The following is a 17051-nucleotide window of genomic DNA, read 5'->3' on the forward strand; positions in this document are numbered from 1 at the left end:
TCCAAATTGAACATTATCAGAAATATCTCTAATATTTACATATCCAAAATAAGCATCGCTATTCGCTTGTACATTAGTGGCACAAATACCTGCATATCCCATAATAGTTGATCCTGATCCAGGCTCAACCTCAGTTAAACCACTTCCTGAACGGCAACCTGAACTACTTTGAGTATGGTATCCTCCAAACTGATGTCCCATTTCATGTGCCACATAATCAATATCAAAAGGATCTCCAGTAGGATTTGATCTTCCTGTCATTCCTGTTCCTTTATGTTCTCCAGAAGCAGGCACTGTATTTGGTCCTGCAACACAACCTATACAGCCTGCGTTACCACCACCTGATGTGTTAAAATTATGTCCTATATCATAGGATGCAAAACCTACATTGGCATCAATAGTTAATCCTGTTTGAGTATTATATTCCGTACCCCAAGGATCTGACCCAACTGCTCCATGATATATTAAAGACGCATTAGCCGCAATAAAAATCATTGTTATTGACAAATCTTTTTCATAAACTCCATTTACTCTAGTCATAGTAATAGCCATTTGAGCTTGAATATTTGCTTTCTTGGCAGCATCTGTAGTAGCAGTACCAATAAACAGATTTCCATATTCAGCAGTACATGACTGCGCTAAACGGTACGTTCTTAATTTTTTATCATTAGTATTTAATGATTCTGTTGGGTTTGAGTTTCTATCATTAGTTAACGAAGGCAAACTAACCTCAGATTTTGTTAGACATTCAAAATCGTTTAATGGTTTCGTTAATGATGCTTTATTATACACAATATAAGTTTGTCTATCCTCAGTATAAGGATCTATAAAAACCGTACTTTTCCCTCCTGACAAAGTCATAGAATGCAATCCTAATTGAGTTACAGAAAACCTAGCTACAGCAGTAGGGTCTTCAATTCCTTGAGCAGCATACGATTTAATCATAGGGAATTGAGCAGCAAGTGCTGGCTCCATAATAGGCATTTCGTAAACAGTGTAATGCTCTAAGTTTCCTTCTGCATTAGGTAATTCAATAATAGTATTTGAGATCCCTCTAGAATCATTTCTAGTTTTAGCGCTTACTAATGTGTTTTTCAACAAATCAATATTTAAGCTAAATAATTTATATTCATTCGCAAAAGAGTTCCTATTTACTTTCTGAATTCCTTTAAATTGATTTTCATTTACAACACTCCACATATTAGAAGTTTGTGCATGGGATATTACAAAAGTCAATAAACTAATGGTTATTAGTAATTGTTTTTTCATTATTAATAGATTTTGGTTAATAAATTTGTGGCTAAAGTACTTATTATTTTAACATTCCAAAATGTTTTAACAAAAAAAACGCGAGCAATAGCTCGCGTTTTTACTATTTATTGAATTATTCTTATTCTACAACAATACGTTTTACCGTTTTCTTAGCACCATCTATAATAGATACTAAGTAAATTCCTGCTTGTACTTTGCTTAAATTAACATTTTGATTGAAAGCTCCTGTATTAGAGAATGATTTTTCATATACTTGACGTCCTCTCATATCATGTACATTAATTTTTATTTCATTTGTTGAAGCCGAAGTAAATCTTACATTAAAATTTCCTGTGTTTGGATTAGGGAATAAACTAATATCATTTAATTCAAATTCAGGGTTTGATAAGGGTGCAGAAACATTACAAATATTTAAACTCCAACTATTTAAAGAACCACCACCGCCTGATCCTGCATCATTATCAGCTACAGTTAATGTCCAAGTTCCTGTAGAACTTTGACCATTAAAAGCAGACAATGCATTTAATGGAATTACAGTTCCACTTACAGCAGGGTTAGTACCACAAGCGAGCACCATACCACTATCATCATAAGTTGCGTTAATATTATCATTACTAGCACATACTTGATTAAATACCGTTACTGATGTTCCCGTAGGGCTTGCCAGAGAAATTATTAAATCACTTATAACAGTATGGGTAATATTCAAACCTAAGTTTAAATCTGTAATAGTTACCCCACTAGGGATGCTAATTGTTGAAGTAACTGTTGGTTTACCATTTGAAGCAATTGTTTGCACGGTAGTATTAGAAACTGTAGAACAGTTAACAATTCCTGTAGTAAATTTGAAAGCTGTTCCGTAAGCCGCTGAACATCCAGCGTTATTTGGACGAACTCTCCACCAATAATCTGTTGCTTGAGATAAACCTGAAACACCAAATGTTGTTCCAGATGTATTTCCAGAAGCTACAATTGTTGTAAAGGCGATGTCAGAAGCTACTTGGATATCGAAGTTAACTGTATTAGCACCTGCAGTCCAAACTAAATTCATTGTTGTGTTTTGCAAAGTAGCATTGTTTACGGGTGTGTTTAAAGTTGCAACTGAAGGCAATGGCTGTACATCTAAATAAAAAGGGACCGTTTTTGTAGTCGCTCCTGAAGTGGCATTTACAATAATATTAGCCAAAGCAGCTGGAGTACTGGCAGTTGTATTTACTGCCATTGTTACTGTTCCAGAAGTTGTTCTAGAAGTTGGTGTAAAAGTAACAGTTGTCCCTACAGGAACACTAGTTGCACTAAATGCAGTCGTCCCAGAAAAACCACTTAAAGCTGTATAATCAAATGTGTAGTTTACAGTATTAACTCCTTGACAAACTCCTTTATTCTGTTCTCCAGGAGCTCCGTTGAAAGCTGCCGCAAACGATGATACAGGCGCAGCAATTGTAAAATTATTATTAGAAATGTCAAAAAAGATATTCCCATTACCACGAGCCATAAGTCTGTTTGTAGCTCCTGTTGAATTTGGGATAGTTATGGTTTCCGAACCATCATTAGGAACTTTACTTGCCAATAATATTGGATAAGTATTCCCTCCATCTGCAGATAAATATAAATCTACATATGGCGTATTAACAGCTCCAGTGTTTGTACTTGCAACATTCCAAGTAACTGTTTGATTTGTACCTACTCCGTAAGACAATCCGGTTGTGCTAGGAATTGTTAATGAGAATGGTCCAGCAGCAGCATCTACAGTAACTGTCATATCAGTAAAAGCGGTTTGACCTACCTTGATAGGTGCCGTAGAACTATAAGGAGAGTTATCTCTAACCGTCAATCTAAAATTTAATGTTCTAGCCACAGAGCTTAATGCTTCTGACAACATTCCTGCATCTCCAGGAGTACCTATTAAACCGGTAGTTGCAGAGTTTGATATAACTGAAGCCAGTCTAGGAAAGTATCTTGACGGAGATACCGTAGGTGAAAATGAAATAAAATTAGGACCAACAGTTTTTGTAGTTGAAGCACTACTTGCGGCTCCAGTTGATGACCCACCGTCATCATTTTGCTCCCAACTATAAGTGAGTGCGTCACCTGCGTTAGCATCAGTTGCAGAACCAGTCAAAATAAATGGAGTGCTAATTGGAATAGTATAATTACTAACTGGAGATACGACAGGCGTAGCGTTAGTCCCAGCTAAAGAAGTTGTTATAGGACAAGTTACACCAGCCAAAACCTCTTGAATTTGAGCAATGGTAGCTTCATGATAATAAGCTATAGAGTGAGGAGCAATGTCTTGACTAGTTATTCCTGCATAACCCATAATAGTTATTCCAGATCCAACTTCTTTATTAACTCCAGCACCTTCATTTGACATAGAAAAAGTATGATTTCCACCTAGTTGGTGTCCTATTTCGTGTACCACATAATCGATATCGAAATTATCTCCTTGAGGAATACCATCAGCTGGAGAGGTAATACCTCTTCCTTTAGTAGAACCAGTACCAGCAGCAACACCATCTACACATGGGCAACCAATACAACCTGCGTTTCCACCACCACCAGTAGCTCCAAACATGTGGCCAATATCGTAAGCTGCATTGTTAGCTGCTAATGTGGTACTTGGACCTGTTAAAGTCGTGTTTAATGCTATTTGTAAAGAAGTATTCCAACTGCTTAATGTAGTAGAATATGGATCAGTTGCTGGATTATAATAAATAACATTTGTTGAGCCTGCAACTAAATTAAGGTGTAACGCTAAATCTTTTTCGTAAACACCATTACAACGCGTTAATGTCGCATTGAAAGCAGCTAGAACCAAACCAACTTGAGCCGAACTTGTTGCGCCAAAATAATTAGCGTATTCGCCATTACAAGATTGTGCTAAACGCATAGTCTTAAGTTCTCCAGCGCTAGATTTAGCAATATCGCCTGCTTTTCCAGCTAAATCAACAACTAATTTTTGATCATCTGTAGAGCAAGACCAAGGCAACTTTCCTTTTTCTCTTTGTGATTTGAATACTGCATAAACAGTATGGTCTTGAGAATACGGTTCGATAAATTCGTTTTCCTTATCGGTTCTAAAAACCATTGTTTGAATGCCTTGCGGAGAAATACTTAGTTTTAATGTTGCATATCTGTCGGTAATTCCTTTTCCTGAATAGGCCCTAATTTCTGGAAACCTTTCTTGTAATTCAGTATCAAAGTTTGAGGCTTCAAACATTTCAAACTCTTCCATTTGCCCATCTGCATTTGGCAAAGAAATGATAGTTTTGGTTTTTGAAGTAATGTTTCTTGTTGAGAATAAAGTTTCTCTCATGGATCCAAGATTCAAATCATAAAGCTTGAATTCTTTTGGAAAAGATAGTCTAGCAACTCCTTTATCGGTTGCAACTCTCCCTTTACTAGTTTCACTTGAACTCCAATAACCTCCCGTTTGGGCTTGTATTTGAACCATTCCAAAAAGTGAAACAAAAACTAATAGTAATTGTTTTTTCATTTTTAATAAATTTGGGTTAATAAATTTTGAATACTAAAGTACTTATTATTTTAACATTACAAAATGTTTTAACAAAAAAAACGCGAGCTATTGCTCGCGTTTTTATTATTTATTGAATTATTCTTATTCTACAACAATACGTTTTACCGTTTTCTTAGCACCATCTATAATAGACACTAAATAAACTCCCGCTTGTACTTTGCTTAAATTAACATTTTGATTGAAAGCTCCTGTATTAGAGAATGATTTCTCATATACTTGACGTCCTCTCATATCGTGTACATTAATTTTTATGTCATTACTAGTGTCTGATGTAAATTTTACTGTAAAATCTCCATTATTAGGATTAGGATACAAGTTAAAATCCGCAAATTCGAAATCAGGGTTAGAAAGAGTATAAACGTTAGAACAAACCTCAATAGACCAGTTATTTAACGACCCTTCATCTCCTAACCAATAATCCTCCGCTGATAAAGTCCATGTGCCATTTGCTGGCTTACCATTTAGTGATGCCAAACTTCCTGCTGGAGCATAAGTTCCTGTTGCACTACCATTGTTAACACAAACAATTGCTGGCGAACCATTATTGAAAAGAATATTAAATCCTGTTGAAAGATTGTTACAATTTCTATTCCATAAAACAACTGGAGTCCCATCAGGATGACTCATTCTTACTACCATATCCCATGTATAACCATGTGTTGCTGCTAAAGTTACATTTACATCCGTTATATTAGCTGTAACTGGTACACTAATAGTTTTTGAAACTGATGTTCCTGGTGAGTTATTTGCAGGACTATCATCAATAACAGTTAGCGGCGTATTATTAGAATAACTAGCACATGAATTTGCTACAGTATAACCAATAGCAATATCCTGTAAGTTAACATTAAAGAAAATACTTGCACTTGCCTTAACCATTACTCTACAATTTGTAGCAGTAATGTTAGGCACAGTTATTGTTTGTGTACCATCATTAGGTGTTCCTGCTACTAATACGGTTGGGTAAGTTAAACCACCATCTGTAGATAACAAGATGTCTACATTGGCTCCACCAGCACTAGCATTTGTATTATTTACAGTCCAAGTAATCGTTTGCGTTGATCCTTGTAACCAAGACTGACTAGCAACATTTTGAGAAGTTACTGTAAGAGGCCCTCTTGTTGCATCTACAGTAATAATCATATTATCAAAACTAGTTTGACCAACTTTATTTGACGCAATATAAGCAGCGTTATCTCTTGTAGTTAGTCTAAAATTTAATGTTCTAGCTACAGAACTTAATGCTTCTACATTAATTTCTGCCCCAGCAGTTGTTGCTGAACCAACTAAAACAGATGACATTCTAGGCATGTATCTTACAGGAGAAGCACTAGGACTATATGTTCTCCAGTTTGGACCACCTGCTTTCGCGATAGCAGCAGCACTGTTTACTCCTGTTTGAGCAGCCGTATTTGCTGCGTTATCTACTTGCTCCCAGCTATAGGTTAAAACATCTCCAGCATTACCATCAGTAGCTGAACCTGTTAATATAAAAGGTGTACTTCTAGGAATCGTAAAATCAGCTCCAGCATTTGTTACCGGTGTTGCATTAACCCCTGTTAAACTAACCGTTACAGGACAAGTTTTTCCTGCTAAATTGGTTTGAATTTGCGATATGGTTCCTGCATGATAAACATCTATAGAGTGAGGCGCTACATCTTGCGCTGTAATACCAGCATAACCCATAATGGTTACACCAGAACCCACTTCCATATTTACTCCTGATCCTTCATTGGACATCGAAAAAGTGTGATTTCCACCTAATTGATGACCCACTTCATGGACTACATAATCTATATCAAAATTATCTCCTTCAGGAATAGCATCCCCTGGAGACGTAATTCCTTCTCCTTTTCCTCTTTGATATGTTGGAGTTGAATTAGAAGTTCGTAACGCATTACACACACAACCAATACATCCAGCATTTCCACCTCCACCTGACGCACCAAATAAATGCCCAATATCGTAGTTAGCTTCTCCTATTACCGATGTTAATGTGCTTTGCAATTGGTTGTTCCATGTTCCAGGACAATCGAAAGTTGCTGACGTACATCCTGCAATATCAGCTAATCCAGTTGCTTCATCAGCATATGGGTCTGTAAGAGGATCTAAATATAAAATAGTGGTGTTGCTTATTAAATTCAAGTGAAGAGCTAAATCTTTTTCATAAATACCATTACATCTTGTTAGAGTAGCATTAATAGCTGCCAAAGTTATAGCAACCGTTGGAGGAGTCCCTACAGCAATTTTATCAGCAAAATAAACAGAATATTCTCCTGTACAAGATTGTGCTAAACGCATAGTTTTAAGCTGTCCTGCACTAGAACGACTTGTATTTGATAATTTAGATGCTACATCAGCAAACATTTTCTGATCATCAACAGAACAAGTCCAAGCTAATTTTCCTTTTTCTCTTTGAGAATTGAAAACAGCATATACTTTTCCGTCTTGAGAATATGGCTCCATGAATTCATTTTCTTTATCGGTTCTAAAAACCATAGTTTGAATTCCTTGCGGAGAAATACTCAACTTCAATGTTGCATATTTGTCTGTAATTCCTTTTCCAGAATAGGCTCTAATTTCAGGAAATTGAGCTTGCAAATCAGCTTCAAAATTTGACGCTTCATACATTTCAAACTGCTCTAATTGCCCATTAGTATTTGGCAATGTAATAACAACAGATTGTCTTGATGAAGATTGACTTGAAAATAAAGTTCTTCTTATCTCTTCTAAATTCAGATTGTATAAATCGAATTTTTTAGGGAACGACTGTCTTGCTACTCCTTTTGCAGTAACAATTTTATCAGATCCACCTTTGTTTGGCGACCACACCCTGTCTGTTTGTGCTTGTGCTTGACAAAACATAAAAACAGAAGCTAATGCTACAAGTAATTGTTTTTTCATTATTAAAAAATTTTGGTTATGAAAACAAATATACCATTTTTTACAAAAACTAATAACTTTTTAAAAAAAAATAAGATTAAAGGCTAATTAATTAAGATTAACGGATTTACAAAAGCTTTTTCCTTAATTCAAAAGTTAAGTTTATCTTTGTTAAATAAAAAATATCAGGCATTGAAAGTATTCCATTCTATTTCCGAATTCACCTCTCAAAAAAGAACCGTTATTACGTTGGGCACTTTTGACGGTGTTCATTTAGGACATCAAAAAATTATAAATAGACTTTTAAATAGCACACAAAATAACAATTTAGAAAGTGTCGTACTGACATTTTTACAGCATCCACGAAGTGTTTTACAAGCTGAGAATACTATTAAGTTATTAAATACAAATGCAGAAAAAACGGATCTTTTAGAAAAATGCGGCATTGACAATCTTATTATTCATACTTTTGACGCTTCATTTTCAGAGTTGACAGGCGAAGAATTTGTAAAGACCATTTTAGTTGACAAATTAAATATTCATAAAATAATTATTGGATACGATCATCGTTTCGGAAAAAATCGTTCCTCAGATATTCATGATTTAATATATTTTGGGAAAAAGTATCATTTTGATGTAGAACAAATTTCTGCCGAAGAAATTGACGAAATTTCTATTAGCTCAACTAAAATTCGTAATGCGATAAGTAACGGGAATATCAAATTGGCGAATCAATATTTAGGTTATAATTACTCTTTTACAGGAAAAGTAGTTACAGGAAAACAACTCGGCAGAACAATTGGCTTTCCTACTGCAAATCTTATTATTGAAAACCAGCAAAAAATTATTCCAAAAAATGGCGTTTACATTGTAGAAGGGTTATGGCAAAATACCACCCACCGAGGTATGATGAATATTGGAACTAAACCTACTATTGACGGAAAAAATACAACTATTGAAGTTCATTTTTTTGACACAAATCAAGACTTATACGATTTAGATATTACAATTTCTGTTCACGACTTTATTAGAGATGAGGTGAAATTTAATTCGATTAACGAATTAAAAACACAACTTGAACAAGATAAAATTACTTCTTTAGACTATTTTTAATTTAAAATATATGCTGTTAAATATTTGCTATTCAATTATTTATTAAATATATTTGATGTAATATTTCTACATATTTAACCTATTGTTTAATTAAATCTTATTGCTATGGGTGTTTCAAAAGAACTTAATAATGGTATTTTAATTTTTATTGGGATTGGAATTTTTTTCCTAACCATGGAGTTACTAGGATTGTCTGATGTTTTTTGGCTTAGAATGCTAAATATTTTTATTGTTATTTATTTTTTAAATAAAACTATAAAATCTAATTACCAAGAAGGCAAGACAGAATATTTAGACAACTTAATTTCGGGAACTCTTACTTCATTAATTGGTGTTGTTTTAAGTATTATTGGCTTGTTGGTATATATTTCTATGAAGGGTGGCGATGCTTATTTAGCAAAACTATCTCAAAACTTTCTATTCGGAGGAGGCGCGCCATCTATGAATCAATATTGCATAGGACTACTTTTTGAAGGTATTGCTTCGTCCATAATTATTACATTCACTTTAATGCAGTATTGGAAAGACAGACCTGTAAAGCATTTTTAGGATAAAAATACATTTTGAACAAAATGTTTTTAGCGAAATTTATTTCCTAAAAACATTTTTTTAGTTTAAATGAAAATGAGTATCAAACTTTAAATTGAAATCCTTATTTTTGACACCTATTATAAGATATTATTATGAGTGTAATGAGAAATAACTGGACGAAAGAAGAAATAATTACTATATACAATAAGCCTTTGATGGATTTGCTTTATGAAGCAGCTTCCATTCACAGAGAACATCATGACCCAAATGTCGTTCAGGTTTCAACTTTACTTTCTATAAAAACCGGTGGTTGTCCTGAAGATTGTGGTTATTGCCCACAAGCCGCTAGATATCATACCGATATTGAAGGGAACGACCTAATGAGTGTACAACAAGTAAAAGCACAGGCTCTGCGAGCAAAATCATCTGGATCATCTAGAGTTTGCATGGGAGCAGCTTGGAGAAATGTAAAAGACGGACCAGAATTTGATCAAGTTCTAGAAATGGTAAGGACCATAAACAAACTTGACATGGAAGTTTGTTGTACTTTAGGTATGATTACCGAAAACCAAGCACACCGTTTGGCAGAAGCAGGACTATATGCCTACAACCACAACTTAGATACGTCTGAAGAATACTATAAAGAGGTGATTTCAACACGAGGTTTTGAAGATAGAATTCAGACTATTGAGAATGTTAGAAAAACAAATGTTACTGTTTGTAGTGGTGGTATTATTGGCATGGGAGAAAGTATTGAAGATAGAGCTGGAATGCTAGTAGCATTATCAACATTAAACCCACAACCAGAATCGGTGCCTATAAATGCATTAGTTGCTGTAGAAGGAACTCCAATGGAAGAAGAAAAACCTGTAGAGATTTGGGAGATGATTCGTATGGTTGCCACAACCCGTATTATTATGCCAGAAACTCAAGTTCGCCTTTCAGCAGGAAGAATGAATATGAGTAGAGAAGGTCAAGCTATGTGCTTTTTTGCTGGAGCAAATTCAATTTTTGCTGGCGATAAATTACTAACAACTCCAAACCCAGACGTAAATGAAGATATGAAAATGTTTGAGATGTTAGGGCTAAATCCTCAAAAACCATTTACGAAAGTATCGCAACCAACAACCGTTGAGGCTAAAGATTCTCAATACGAATCATTAGGTGAAAAACCAAAATGGACAAGACCGAGCCACACTATTGAGAGAAATCTTGAAGTTTCGACCAAAGGAAAAAACTAAACTAATATATATATATATAACAAAAAAGGTACGCAATGCGTACCTTTTTTTATTTAGATTGTAATTTAAATTTCTTAAGTGTATAAAAACCATATACTATTGCTACGGTTACAAGTAATACAACACTCCCATCTATAGGCAAACCTGGTGGTGGTGGTGGCGTAGGTGGCGGTGGTCCTACTGGAGGAGCCGCTAATGTAGTAAAAGTTGCTAGTAAGGCTAACAAACTTAGGCTGATTTTTTTTGGAGCAATATTCATAGTTCTTAAAAATATACAAAAAAACTTTTTAAACAAATATTTTAATATTAATATTTAGTAAATTTTTTTAATTCAACTTCGAGACAATATTAAGTGAAATAATTGATTCAACCAATTAATTTTATAAAAAAATAAAATAAAAACAAAAAAACCTTTCAATTACTTGAAAGGTTTTTTGTTTTTATGTGGTCCCACTTGGAATCGAACCAAGCACCTACTGATTATGAGTCAGTTGCTCTAACCGAATGAGCTATAGGACCAATTTTATTTATACAGGTTTTATATATTCCTGTACTTATCAAATAAAGCTATGTTTTATTTGAGGTTGCAATATTACTACATTTTTTGAGATTCCCAAAATTAATCTTTAATTTCTTGACACAATTCTATTAAAACACCGTTTGTAGATTTAGGATGCAAAAAAGCCACTAGTTTATTATCGGCTCCTTTTTTTGGGATTTCGTTTAGAACTACAAACCCTTCTAACTGTAAACGAGCTATTTCTGAAACAATATCTTCTACATCAAAAGCGATATGATGTACTCCTTCTCCTTTTTTTTCTAAGAATTTAGCAATGGGACTTTCTGGATTTGTAGCTTCTAATAATTCAATTTTATTTGGTCCATTCATAAAAAATGAAGTTTTTACACCTTCACTCACTACTTCTTCTTGCTTATATGATGGTGCACCGAATAATTTTTCGAAAATTAAATTGGAAACTTCTAGACTTTTGACTGCAATTCCTATATGTTCTATTTTTCTCATTATCGTTTTATTTATTACAAAGTTCGCAAAAATACAATTCATTTCCAAAAATAGCCCTGATTGCTTCGCCAGTTCGCGACGCTCGTGTGAGGCGATATCCCGTCACGTCTTTTGGAACGAGATGGATAAAGACGAAAGCAGGAAAGTAATTTCAAGAAAATGCCCGAACAATTCGCTCCTAATTTTAATAATGTATTTGACTAAAATATCGTATTTTTGCAGTATGGAAACAAATAGACAGAAAAAAATAGGCGGAGTTATTCAGAAAGATTTAGTAGATATTTTGCAAGGTGAGATTCGTAAGAACGGTATTTCGAACCTTGTTATTTCAGTTTCTAAAGTAACTGTAACTACTGATTTAGGTGTGGCGAGAGTTTATTTGAGTGTTTTTCCGCAAGAAAAAGCACCTGAAATATTGGAATCTATCAAGTCTAACATGTATTTGATAAAACATGATTTATCACAACGTGTTCGATTGCAGTTGCGTAAGGTTCCTAACCTAGCTTTTTATATTGATGATAGTTTAGATTATATCGAGAAAATAGACAATGCGCTTGCTGGGAAAGAAAATCCTATAGAAAATCGTGATTTATTAGAAAAAAGAAAGAAAATATAGTTTGAATTTTCCTTTTTACATAGCCAAACGTTACGTTTTTAGCCGAAGTAGCAATAATGCGATTAACATTATTTCTAAAATTGCTTTGGGTGGAATCGTTATTGGCGCTATGGTTCTTTTTGTGTTTTTATCAATTTTTAGTGGGCTAAAAGATTTTAGTTTATCGTTTAGCAATGACTTTGACCCTGATTTGAAAATAATTCCAAAATACGGAAAATCTTTTCTTATTTCAGAAGACCAAAAGCAAAAAATAAAAACCAATAAAGACATTGCTTTTTATAGCAAAACGGTAGAAGAAAAAGTGCTTTTTTTGTACAAAAATAAAGAACAAGTCGCTAACATAAAAGGTGTTGACGGTCAGTATAATTTAGTAAACAACGTTAGCAAAGCCATGTATCAAGGGCAATGGCTTGCGCCAAAAACCCCTCAGGTTGTTATAGGAAACACGATAAGTCAGAAATTATCTTTAGGCTTATTTGATTTAGAAAATGCCTTCGAGATTTTTGTTCCAAAACCTGGAAAAGGCGCCATTTCTAGTGCCGAAAATGCTTTCAATAAATCGAATTTAGTTCCTATTGGGATTTATGCCATAAATGACGAACTGGATTCTAAATATGTTTTTGCCGATTTAGAACTTACCCAAGAACTACTAGAATTTAAACCCAATCAAGTGACTGGTTTAGAGATAAAACTTTCAGAAAAAGTAAAGGAAGAAAAAGTAATAGAAGACTTACATGTAATTTTTGGCAATCAGGTTATTATTAAGACCAGACAACAACTGAACGACAGTTTGTACAAAATGCTAAATACCGAAAACACTATTCTGTATCTTATTTGTACTCTAGTTATTATTCTTATCTTATTTACGCTAGCAGGTGCTATTATCATGATGATTCTTGACAAAAAAGACAACCTAAAAACATTGTATAATGTAGGAACTCCTATTCCCGATTTGCGAAGAATATTTTTGCTGCAGGGTACTTTACTAACTGTTTTTGGCGGATTTATAGGCTTGTTTTTAGGAATAATAATTGTGCTAATTCAGCAATATTTTAAGGTGGTTATGATTACCGAATCTCTAGCTTATCCTGTAATTTTCAATTTGCAAAATGTAGCCATTGTTCTAGCAACAATTATAACATTAGGCGTTATGGCTTCCTTTATTGCTGGAAGTCGTGTGAGCAAAAAATTGTTGGAGTAATAGTTGGGCGTTACCTCGATAAAAAAATCTCGGTCGGGCTTTTCGTTACAAACGAAGTTCACTGAACTCCGATGAAAATAAAAGTATAATGAAGTAATCTTTTCCTTTTTAAAGAAAATAGGAAAAGGATTTTCACTGCAATCCCTAACGCAAACTGCAGAATTGATAAATCACATTGCTAGCGCGAGCTTCTAGCTCGTGCCCACAAACAAAATAAAAACAATATTATATTTATGAGTAGAAAATATAAGTTTGGAGAAAAAGAAGGCGCTTATTTTATAAGTTTTGCAACTGTTAATTGGATAGATGTTTTTACAAGAGAAGATTATTTTGTTTGTATTATCGAATCTTTAGATTATTGCAGAAAAAATAAAGGAATGGAAATATATGGTTATTGCATTATGCCAAGTCATATACATTTAATATTTCGCTCTTCATTAGGAGATCCTTCAGGTTTGATAAGAGATTTTAAAGGATTTACTTCTCGAAAAATGTTAACAGTAATAGAAGAAAATCCACAAGAAAGTAGACGAGAATGGATGCTATGGATGTTTGAAAGAGCTGGAAAGAAAAACAGCAATGTAGAACATAGACAATTTTGGCAGCAAAATAATAACCCAATCGAAATTTGGTCTTTAAAAGTATTTGAACAAAAATTGAATTACATTCATAATAATCCCATTGAAACAGGCTTTGTAACTGACGCAATAGACTGGAAGTATAGTAGTGCAAGGAATTATGGCAATCATGACCAAACAATTTTAGAAATAGATCTTAATTAAATTGATTGTAGGCACGAGCTGGAAGCTCGCGCTAGCGGTGAGATTCAACAAAAAAAGTAATCTGTAAACTTGTATTTAGTGATTCTAAAATGAAAGTAATCATTGATAATAATGAATATCTATTGGAACACATTGATGATTTACTTAAATATAAAAATGAATTGACAAATAGAACAATATTATTACTTGAATCATAACCACCTAAACAAACTGATACCCAGCATAAACCTCTTCAACTTCACTTAATACTTTAAATAATTCCTCAGGATCATCGAGAGTAACCAATCTTTGTTTGTATTCCTTAAATGAGTGAATTCCTTTAAAATAATTGGTGTAATGACGACGCATCTCAACAATTCCTACGCGTTCTCCTTTCCAGTCCATAGACCAAGTCAGGTGGTTTCTGGCTGCTTCTACTCTATCGATAACTGTTGGTGCTGGCAAATGTTCTCCTGTGGCAAAATAATGTTTTATTTCATTAAAAATCCAAGGATATCCTATCGCAGCACGACCAATCATCATACCATCGAGACCAAATTTGTTCTTGTATTCTAATGCTTTTTCGGGAGAATCGATATCGCCATTTCCAAAGATAGGCATCGTAATTCTAGGATTATTTTTTACTCTTTCTATGTGTGTCCAGTCCGAATGGCCTTTATACATTTGTGCTCTTGTTCTCCCATGAACGGTTAGTGCTTGCACGCCAATATCCTGCAAACGTTCGGCAACTTCATCAATATTAATAGAATTATCGTCCCAACCCAAACGGGTTTTTACAGTCACTGGCAAACTAGTACTTCTAATAACAGCTTTAGTCAACCGAACCATAAGATCTACATCTTTTAGAACGCCTGCTCCTGCTCCTTTGCAAACTACTTTTTTTACAGGACAACCATAATTTATATCTACTAAATCAGGATGAACAGCATCGACAATTTTGGCTGACATCGCCATAGCTTCCTCATCGCCACCAAAAATTTGAATTCCAACTGGTCGTTCATAATCGAAAATATCTAATTTTTGTCGGCTTTTTATGGCGTCACGAATTAATCCTTCGGAAGAAATAAATTCCGAATACATTAAATCGGCACCATGCAATTTACACAATCTACGAAACGGCGGATCGCTCACGTCTTCCATAGGTGCGAGTAGTAATGGGAAATCTGGCAATATGATGTTACCTATTTTAGGCATTGTCTATTTTTTTTGCAAAGATAGAAGTTTTCTGTGAGAGATAATAGACTTATTTTATACCATGAATTACACAAATTACTACGAATTTCTATTTGTAATCTTATGGATTTTGACATTTCGACGAAGGAGAAATCAAATAATTCGAATAATTAAATGTGATTTCTCCTTCGTCGAAATGACAAACTTTGCATAATTAGTTAATAATCATTCTTTCTTTTATCGAAAAAAGTGATTGGTTTTCTACTCATGGGATTATAAATAAGTGGATTTAGAATCTCTTTCGTCGTAAATTCAATTTTTGGAGTTACTCTCAATTTGGCTCTAAAATGGTCTTTCAGTTCTTGCAAAAATACTTCCGATTTATTTTTGACCGCAATTTTTATTAAAATCTCATCGGTTCCTAAATCGTTAGTAGAAATTTCGATAATATGACTTTCTATGTTTTCAAAATGAGTTAAAACATCATTCATCGCTGGCGGATACAAAGTCGTTCCTTTGTATTTTATCATTTGTTGTTTTCGCCCAATTACTGGTCCAACTCGCAACGTGTTTCGTCCGCAAGCACAAGATTCAGCATGTAATTGTACGATATCGCCAGTTTTGAAACGAACTAATGGCATGGCTTCTACTCCAATTGTAGTGAAAGTTAATTCGCCAGATTCTCCATTTTTTACAGGCTTATTATTCTCGTCTAAAACTTCGATAATAATTAATTCTGGATGATGGTGACCACCAATTGAATGTTCACATTCGGTAAATGCGGTACTCATTTCGGTCGATGCATAAGTCGAAAATAACTTAATATTCCATTTATCAGTTATTTTTTTAGATAAAATACTCATCGAAAAATCCTGATTCCGAAGTGATTCTCCAATGCAAATTGCACCTTTTATACTTGAATTGTTATAATCGATATTGTTATTTTCGGCATATTCTATCAATTTCAATAAAAATGATGGAACTGTTATTAAGTGTGTTGGTTTGTATTTTAAAATAGAATCCCATTGCAGTTCAGGAATTCCTGCGCCCACACGAATTACGCCTACTTTCATTTTTCGTAACCCTAAAAAGTAAGCCAATCCAGCCATAAATCTTCGGTCGATGGTGGTCATCATTTGCACCACATCACCTTCTTTTATACCTGCACAATCAAACGAAATTGCTTCGTTATAAGCCAATCTTTCTAAATCATTATCGGTCAAACCAAATGTTACAGGCTCTCCTAATGTTCCTGAAGTTGTAGCATAATCGATTATTTTAGTAACCGGAACGCACAAGAAATCATCGTTGTGTTTTTGCAAATCTTCTTTTGAAGTTACAGGCAACAATTGCAAATCTTCTAGTGTTTTTATGCTTTTTACATCAATAGCCGATTTCGAAAAAAGTCTTTTGTAATAAGGCGAATTTTGATTTACATAAGTCAGTAATTCCAAAAGTTTTTGCTCCTGAAAAGATTTAATTTCTTCGGTTGTTGCGGTTTCTATTTTTGGAATCATTGTAGTTTTCTTTCTATTTTCTTTAAATACTTCTCGATTTCTAATTTCTCAGGAAGTGTCGTAATTTCTTTTGTTAACGCTTTTTCGAATTGCTCTTTTGCTAATAGATATTGTTTTTTTTGATAAAAATTCAATCCTACCTTATAATAAACAACCCAAT

The 17051-nt window shown here is 34.0% G+C and carries 13 protein-coding genes and 1 tRNA gene; 6 read left to right on the forward strand and 8 right to left on the reverse strand.

The window, feature by feature from the left end; translation table 11 throughout:
- From ACHZC3_RS00765 to ACHZC3_RS00775, 3 genes are all read right to left on the reverse strand, one after another.
- Positions 1-1269 (reverse strand): reprolysin-like metallopeptidase (locus ACHZC3_RS00765; protein ID WP_394757974.1); only part of this gene is annotated, 1269 nt, incomplete at its 3' end.
- Positions 1270-1390: 121 nt separating this feature from the next.
- Positions 1391-4768: a reprolysin-like metallopeptidase gene (locus tag ACHZC3_RS00770; protein ID WP_394757975.1), complete on the reverse strand. Its 3378-nt coding sequence runs from the start codon at positions 4766-4768 to the stop codon at positions 1391-1393.
- A gap of 123 nt (positions 4769-4891) precedes the next feature.
- Positions 4892-7714 carry a reprolysin-like metallopeptidase gene (locus ACHZC3_RS00775; RefSeq protein ID WP_394757976.1) on the reverse strand — a complete coding sequence of 941 codons (2823 nt, stop codon included), beginning with the start codon at positions 7712-7714 and terminating at the stop codon, positions 4892-4894.
- 171 nt (positions 7715-7885) lie between these two features.
- Between ACHZC3_RS00775 and ACHZC3_RS00780 the strand changes: the two genes are divergently transcribed.
- The 3 genes from ACHZC3_RS00780 to bioB all read left to right on the forward strand — a co-directional run bounded on the left by ACHZC3_RS00780 (position 7886) and on the right by bioB (position 10578).
- Positions 7886-8806 (forward strand): bifunctional riboflavin kinase/FAD synthetase, encoded by a 921-nt coding sequence (locus tag ACHZC3_RS00780; protein ID WP_394757977.1) that lies wholly within the window; start codon positions 7886-7888, stop codon positions 8804-8806.
- Positions 8807-8911: 105 nt separating this feature from the next.
- On the forward strand, positions 8912-9355 hold the full coding sequence (locus ACHZC3_RS00785) for a hypothetical protein (protein WP_394757978.1): 444 nt from the start codon (positions 8912-8914) through the stop codon (positions 9353-9355).
- A gap of 134 nt (positions 9356-9489) precedes the next feature.
- Positions 9490-10578 (forward strand): biotin synthase BioB, encoded by a 1089-nt coding sequence (gene bioB, locus ACHZC3_RS00790; RefSeq protein WP_394757979.1) that lies wholly within the window; start codon positions 9490-9492, stop codon positions 10576-10578.
- A gap of 49 nt (positions 10579-10627) precedes the next feature.
- On the opposite strand, the gene ACHZC3_RS00795 is transcribed toward bioB, so the two are convergent.
- From ACHZC3_RS00795 to mce, 3 genes are all read right to left on the reverse strand, one after another.
- Positions 10628-10837: a PID-CTERM protein-sorting domain-containing protein gene (locus ACHZC3_RS00795; RefSeq protein ID WP_394757980.1), complete on the reverse strand. Its 210-nt coding sequence runs from the start codon at positions 10835-10837 to the stop codon at positions 10628-10630.
- A gap of 186 nt (positions 10838-11023) precedes the next feature.
- Positions 11024-11097, reverse strand: a tRNA-Ile gene (locus ACHZC3_RS00800).
- A 100-nt stretch (positions 11098-11197) separates the two neighbouring features.
- A complete protein-coding gene (gene mce / locus ACHZC3_RS00805; protein WP_394757981.1) occupies positions 11198-11602 on the reverse strand; it encodes a methylmalonyl-CoA epimerase in 405 nt (134 codons plus the stop codon).
- Positions 11603-11825: 223 nt separating this feature from the next.
- On the opposite strand from mce, the gene rbfA reads away from it, so the two are divergent.
- The 3 genes from rbfA (at position 11826) to ACHZC3_RS00820 (ending at position 14201) form a co-directional block, all read left to right on the forward strand.
- Positions 11826-12218 carry a 30S ribosome-binding factor RbfA gene (rbfA, locus tag ACHZC3_RS00810; RefSeq protein WP_394757982.1) on the forward strand — a complete coding sequence of 131 codons (393 nt, stop codon included), beginning with the start codon at positions 11826-11828 and terminating at the stop codon, positions 12216-12218.
- 1 nt (position 12219) lies between these two features.
- Positions 12220-13419: an ABC transporter permease gene (locus ACHZC3_RS00815; RefSeq protein WP_394757983.1), complete on the forward strand. Its 1200-nt coding sequence runs from the start codon at positions 12220-12222 to the stop codon at positions 13417-13419.
- Between the two features lie 233 nt (positions 13420-13652).
- Positions 13653-14201 carry an REP-associated tyrosine transposase gene (locus ACHZC3_RS00820; protein ID WP_394757984.1) on the forward strand — a complete coding sequence of 183 codons (549 nt, stop codon included), beginning with the start codon at positions 13653-13655 and terminating at the stop codon, positions 14199-14201.
- A 201-nt stretch (positions 14202-14402) separates the two neighbouring features.
- On the opposite strand, the gene dusB is transcribed toward ACHZC3_RS00820, so the two are convergent.
- Both dusB and ACHZC3_RS00830 read right to left on the reverse strand, forming a co-directional pair.
- On the reverse strand, positions 14403-15395 hold the full coding sequence (gene dusB / locus ACHZC3_RS00825) for a tRNA dihydrouridine synthase DusB (protein WP_394757985.1): 993 nt from the start codon (positions 15393-15395) through the stop codon (positions 14403-14405).
- 197 nt (positions 15396-15592) lie between these two features.
- Positions 15593-16891: a phenylacetate--CoA ligase gene (locus tag ACHZC3_RS00830; RefSeq protein WP_394757986.1), complete on the reverse strand. Its 1299-nt coding sequence runs from the start codon at positions 16889-16891 to the stop codon at positions 15593-15595.
- Positions 16892-17051: the final 160 nt, after the last annotated feature.

The sequence above is a fragment of the Flavobacterium sp. genome (genome assembly GCF_043720215.1).
Lineage (GTDB): Bacteria > Bacteroidota > Bacteroidia > Flavobacteriales > Flavobacteriaceae > Flavobacterium.

What these genes read in the sequence shown, in the direction of transcription:
- rbfA (WP_394757982.1), top strand. Translation starts at nt 11,826, where the DNA reads ATGGAAACAAATAGACAGAAAAAAATAGGCGGAGTTATTCAGAAAGAT.
- ACHZC3_RS00770 (WP_394757975.1), bottom strand. Translation starts at nt 4,768, where the DNA reads ATGAAAAAACAATTACTATTAGTTTTTGTTTCACTTTTTGGAATGGTT.
- ACHZC3_RS00820 (WP_394757984.1), top strand. Translation starts at nt 13,653, where the DNA reads ATGAGTAGAAAATATAAGTTTGGAGAAAAAGAAGGCGCTTATTTTATA.
- ACHZC3_RS00795 (WP_394757980.1), bottom strand. Translation starts at nt 10,837, where the DNA reads ATGAATATTGCTCCAAAAAAAATCAGCCTAAGTTTGTTAGCCTTACTA.
- dusB (WP_394757985.1), bottom strand. Translation starts at nt 15,395, where the DNA reads ATGCCTAAAATAGGTAACATCATATTGCCAGATTTCCCATTACTACTC.
- bioB (WP_394757979.1), top strand. Translation starts at nt 9,490, where the DNA reads ATGAGTGTAATGAGAAATAACTGGACGAAAGAAGAAATAATTACTATA.
- mce (WP_394757981.1), bottom strand. Translation starts at nt 11,602, where the DNA reads ATGAGAAAAATAGAACATATAGGAATTGCAGTCAAAAGTCTAGAAGTT.
- ACHZC3_RS00830 (WP_394757986.1), bottom strand. Translation starts at nt 16,891, where the DNA reads ATGATTCCAAAAATAGAAACCGCAACAACCGAAGAAATTAAATCTTTT.
- ACHZC3_RS00785 (WP_394757978.1), top strand. Translation starts at nt 8,912, where the DNA reads ATGGGTGTTTCAAAAGAACTTAATAATGGTATTTTAATTTTTATTGGG.
- ACHZC3_RS00775 (WP_394757976.1), bottom strand. Translation starts at nt 7,714, where the DNA reads ATGAAAAAACAATTACTTGTAGCATTAGCTTCTGTTTTTATGTTTTGT.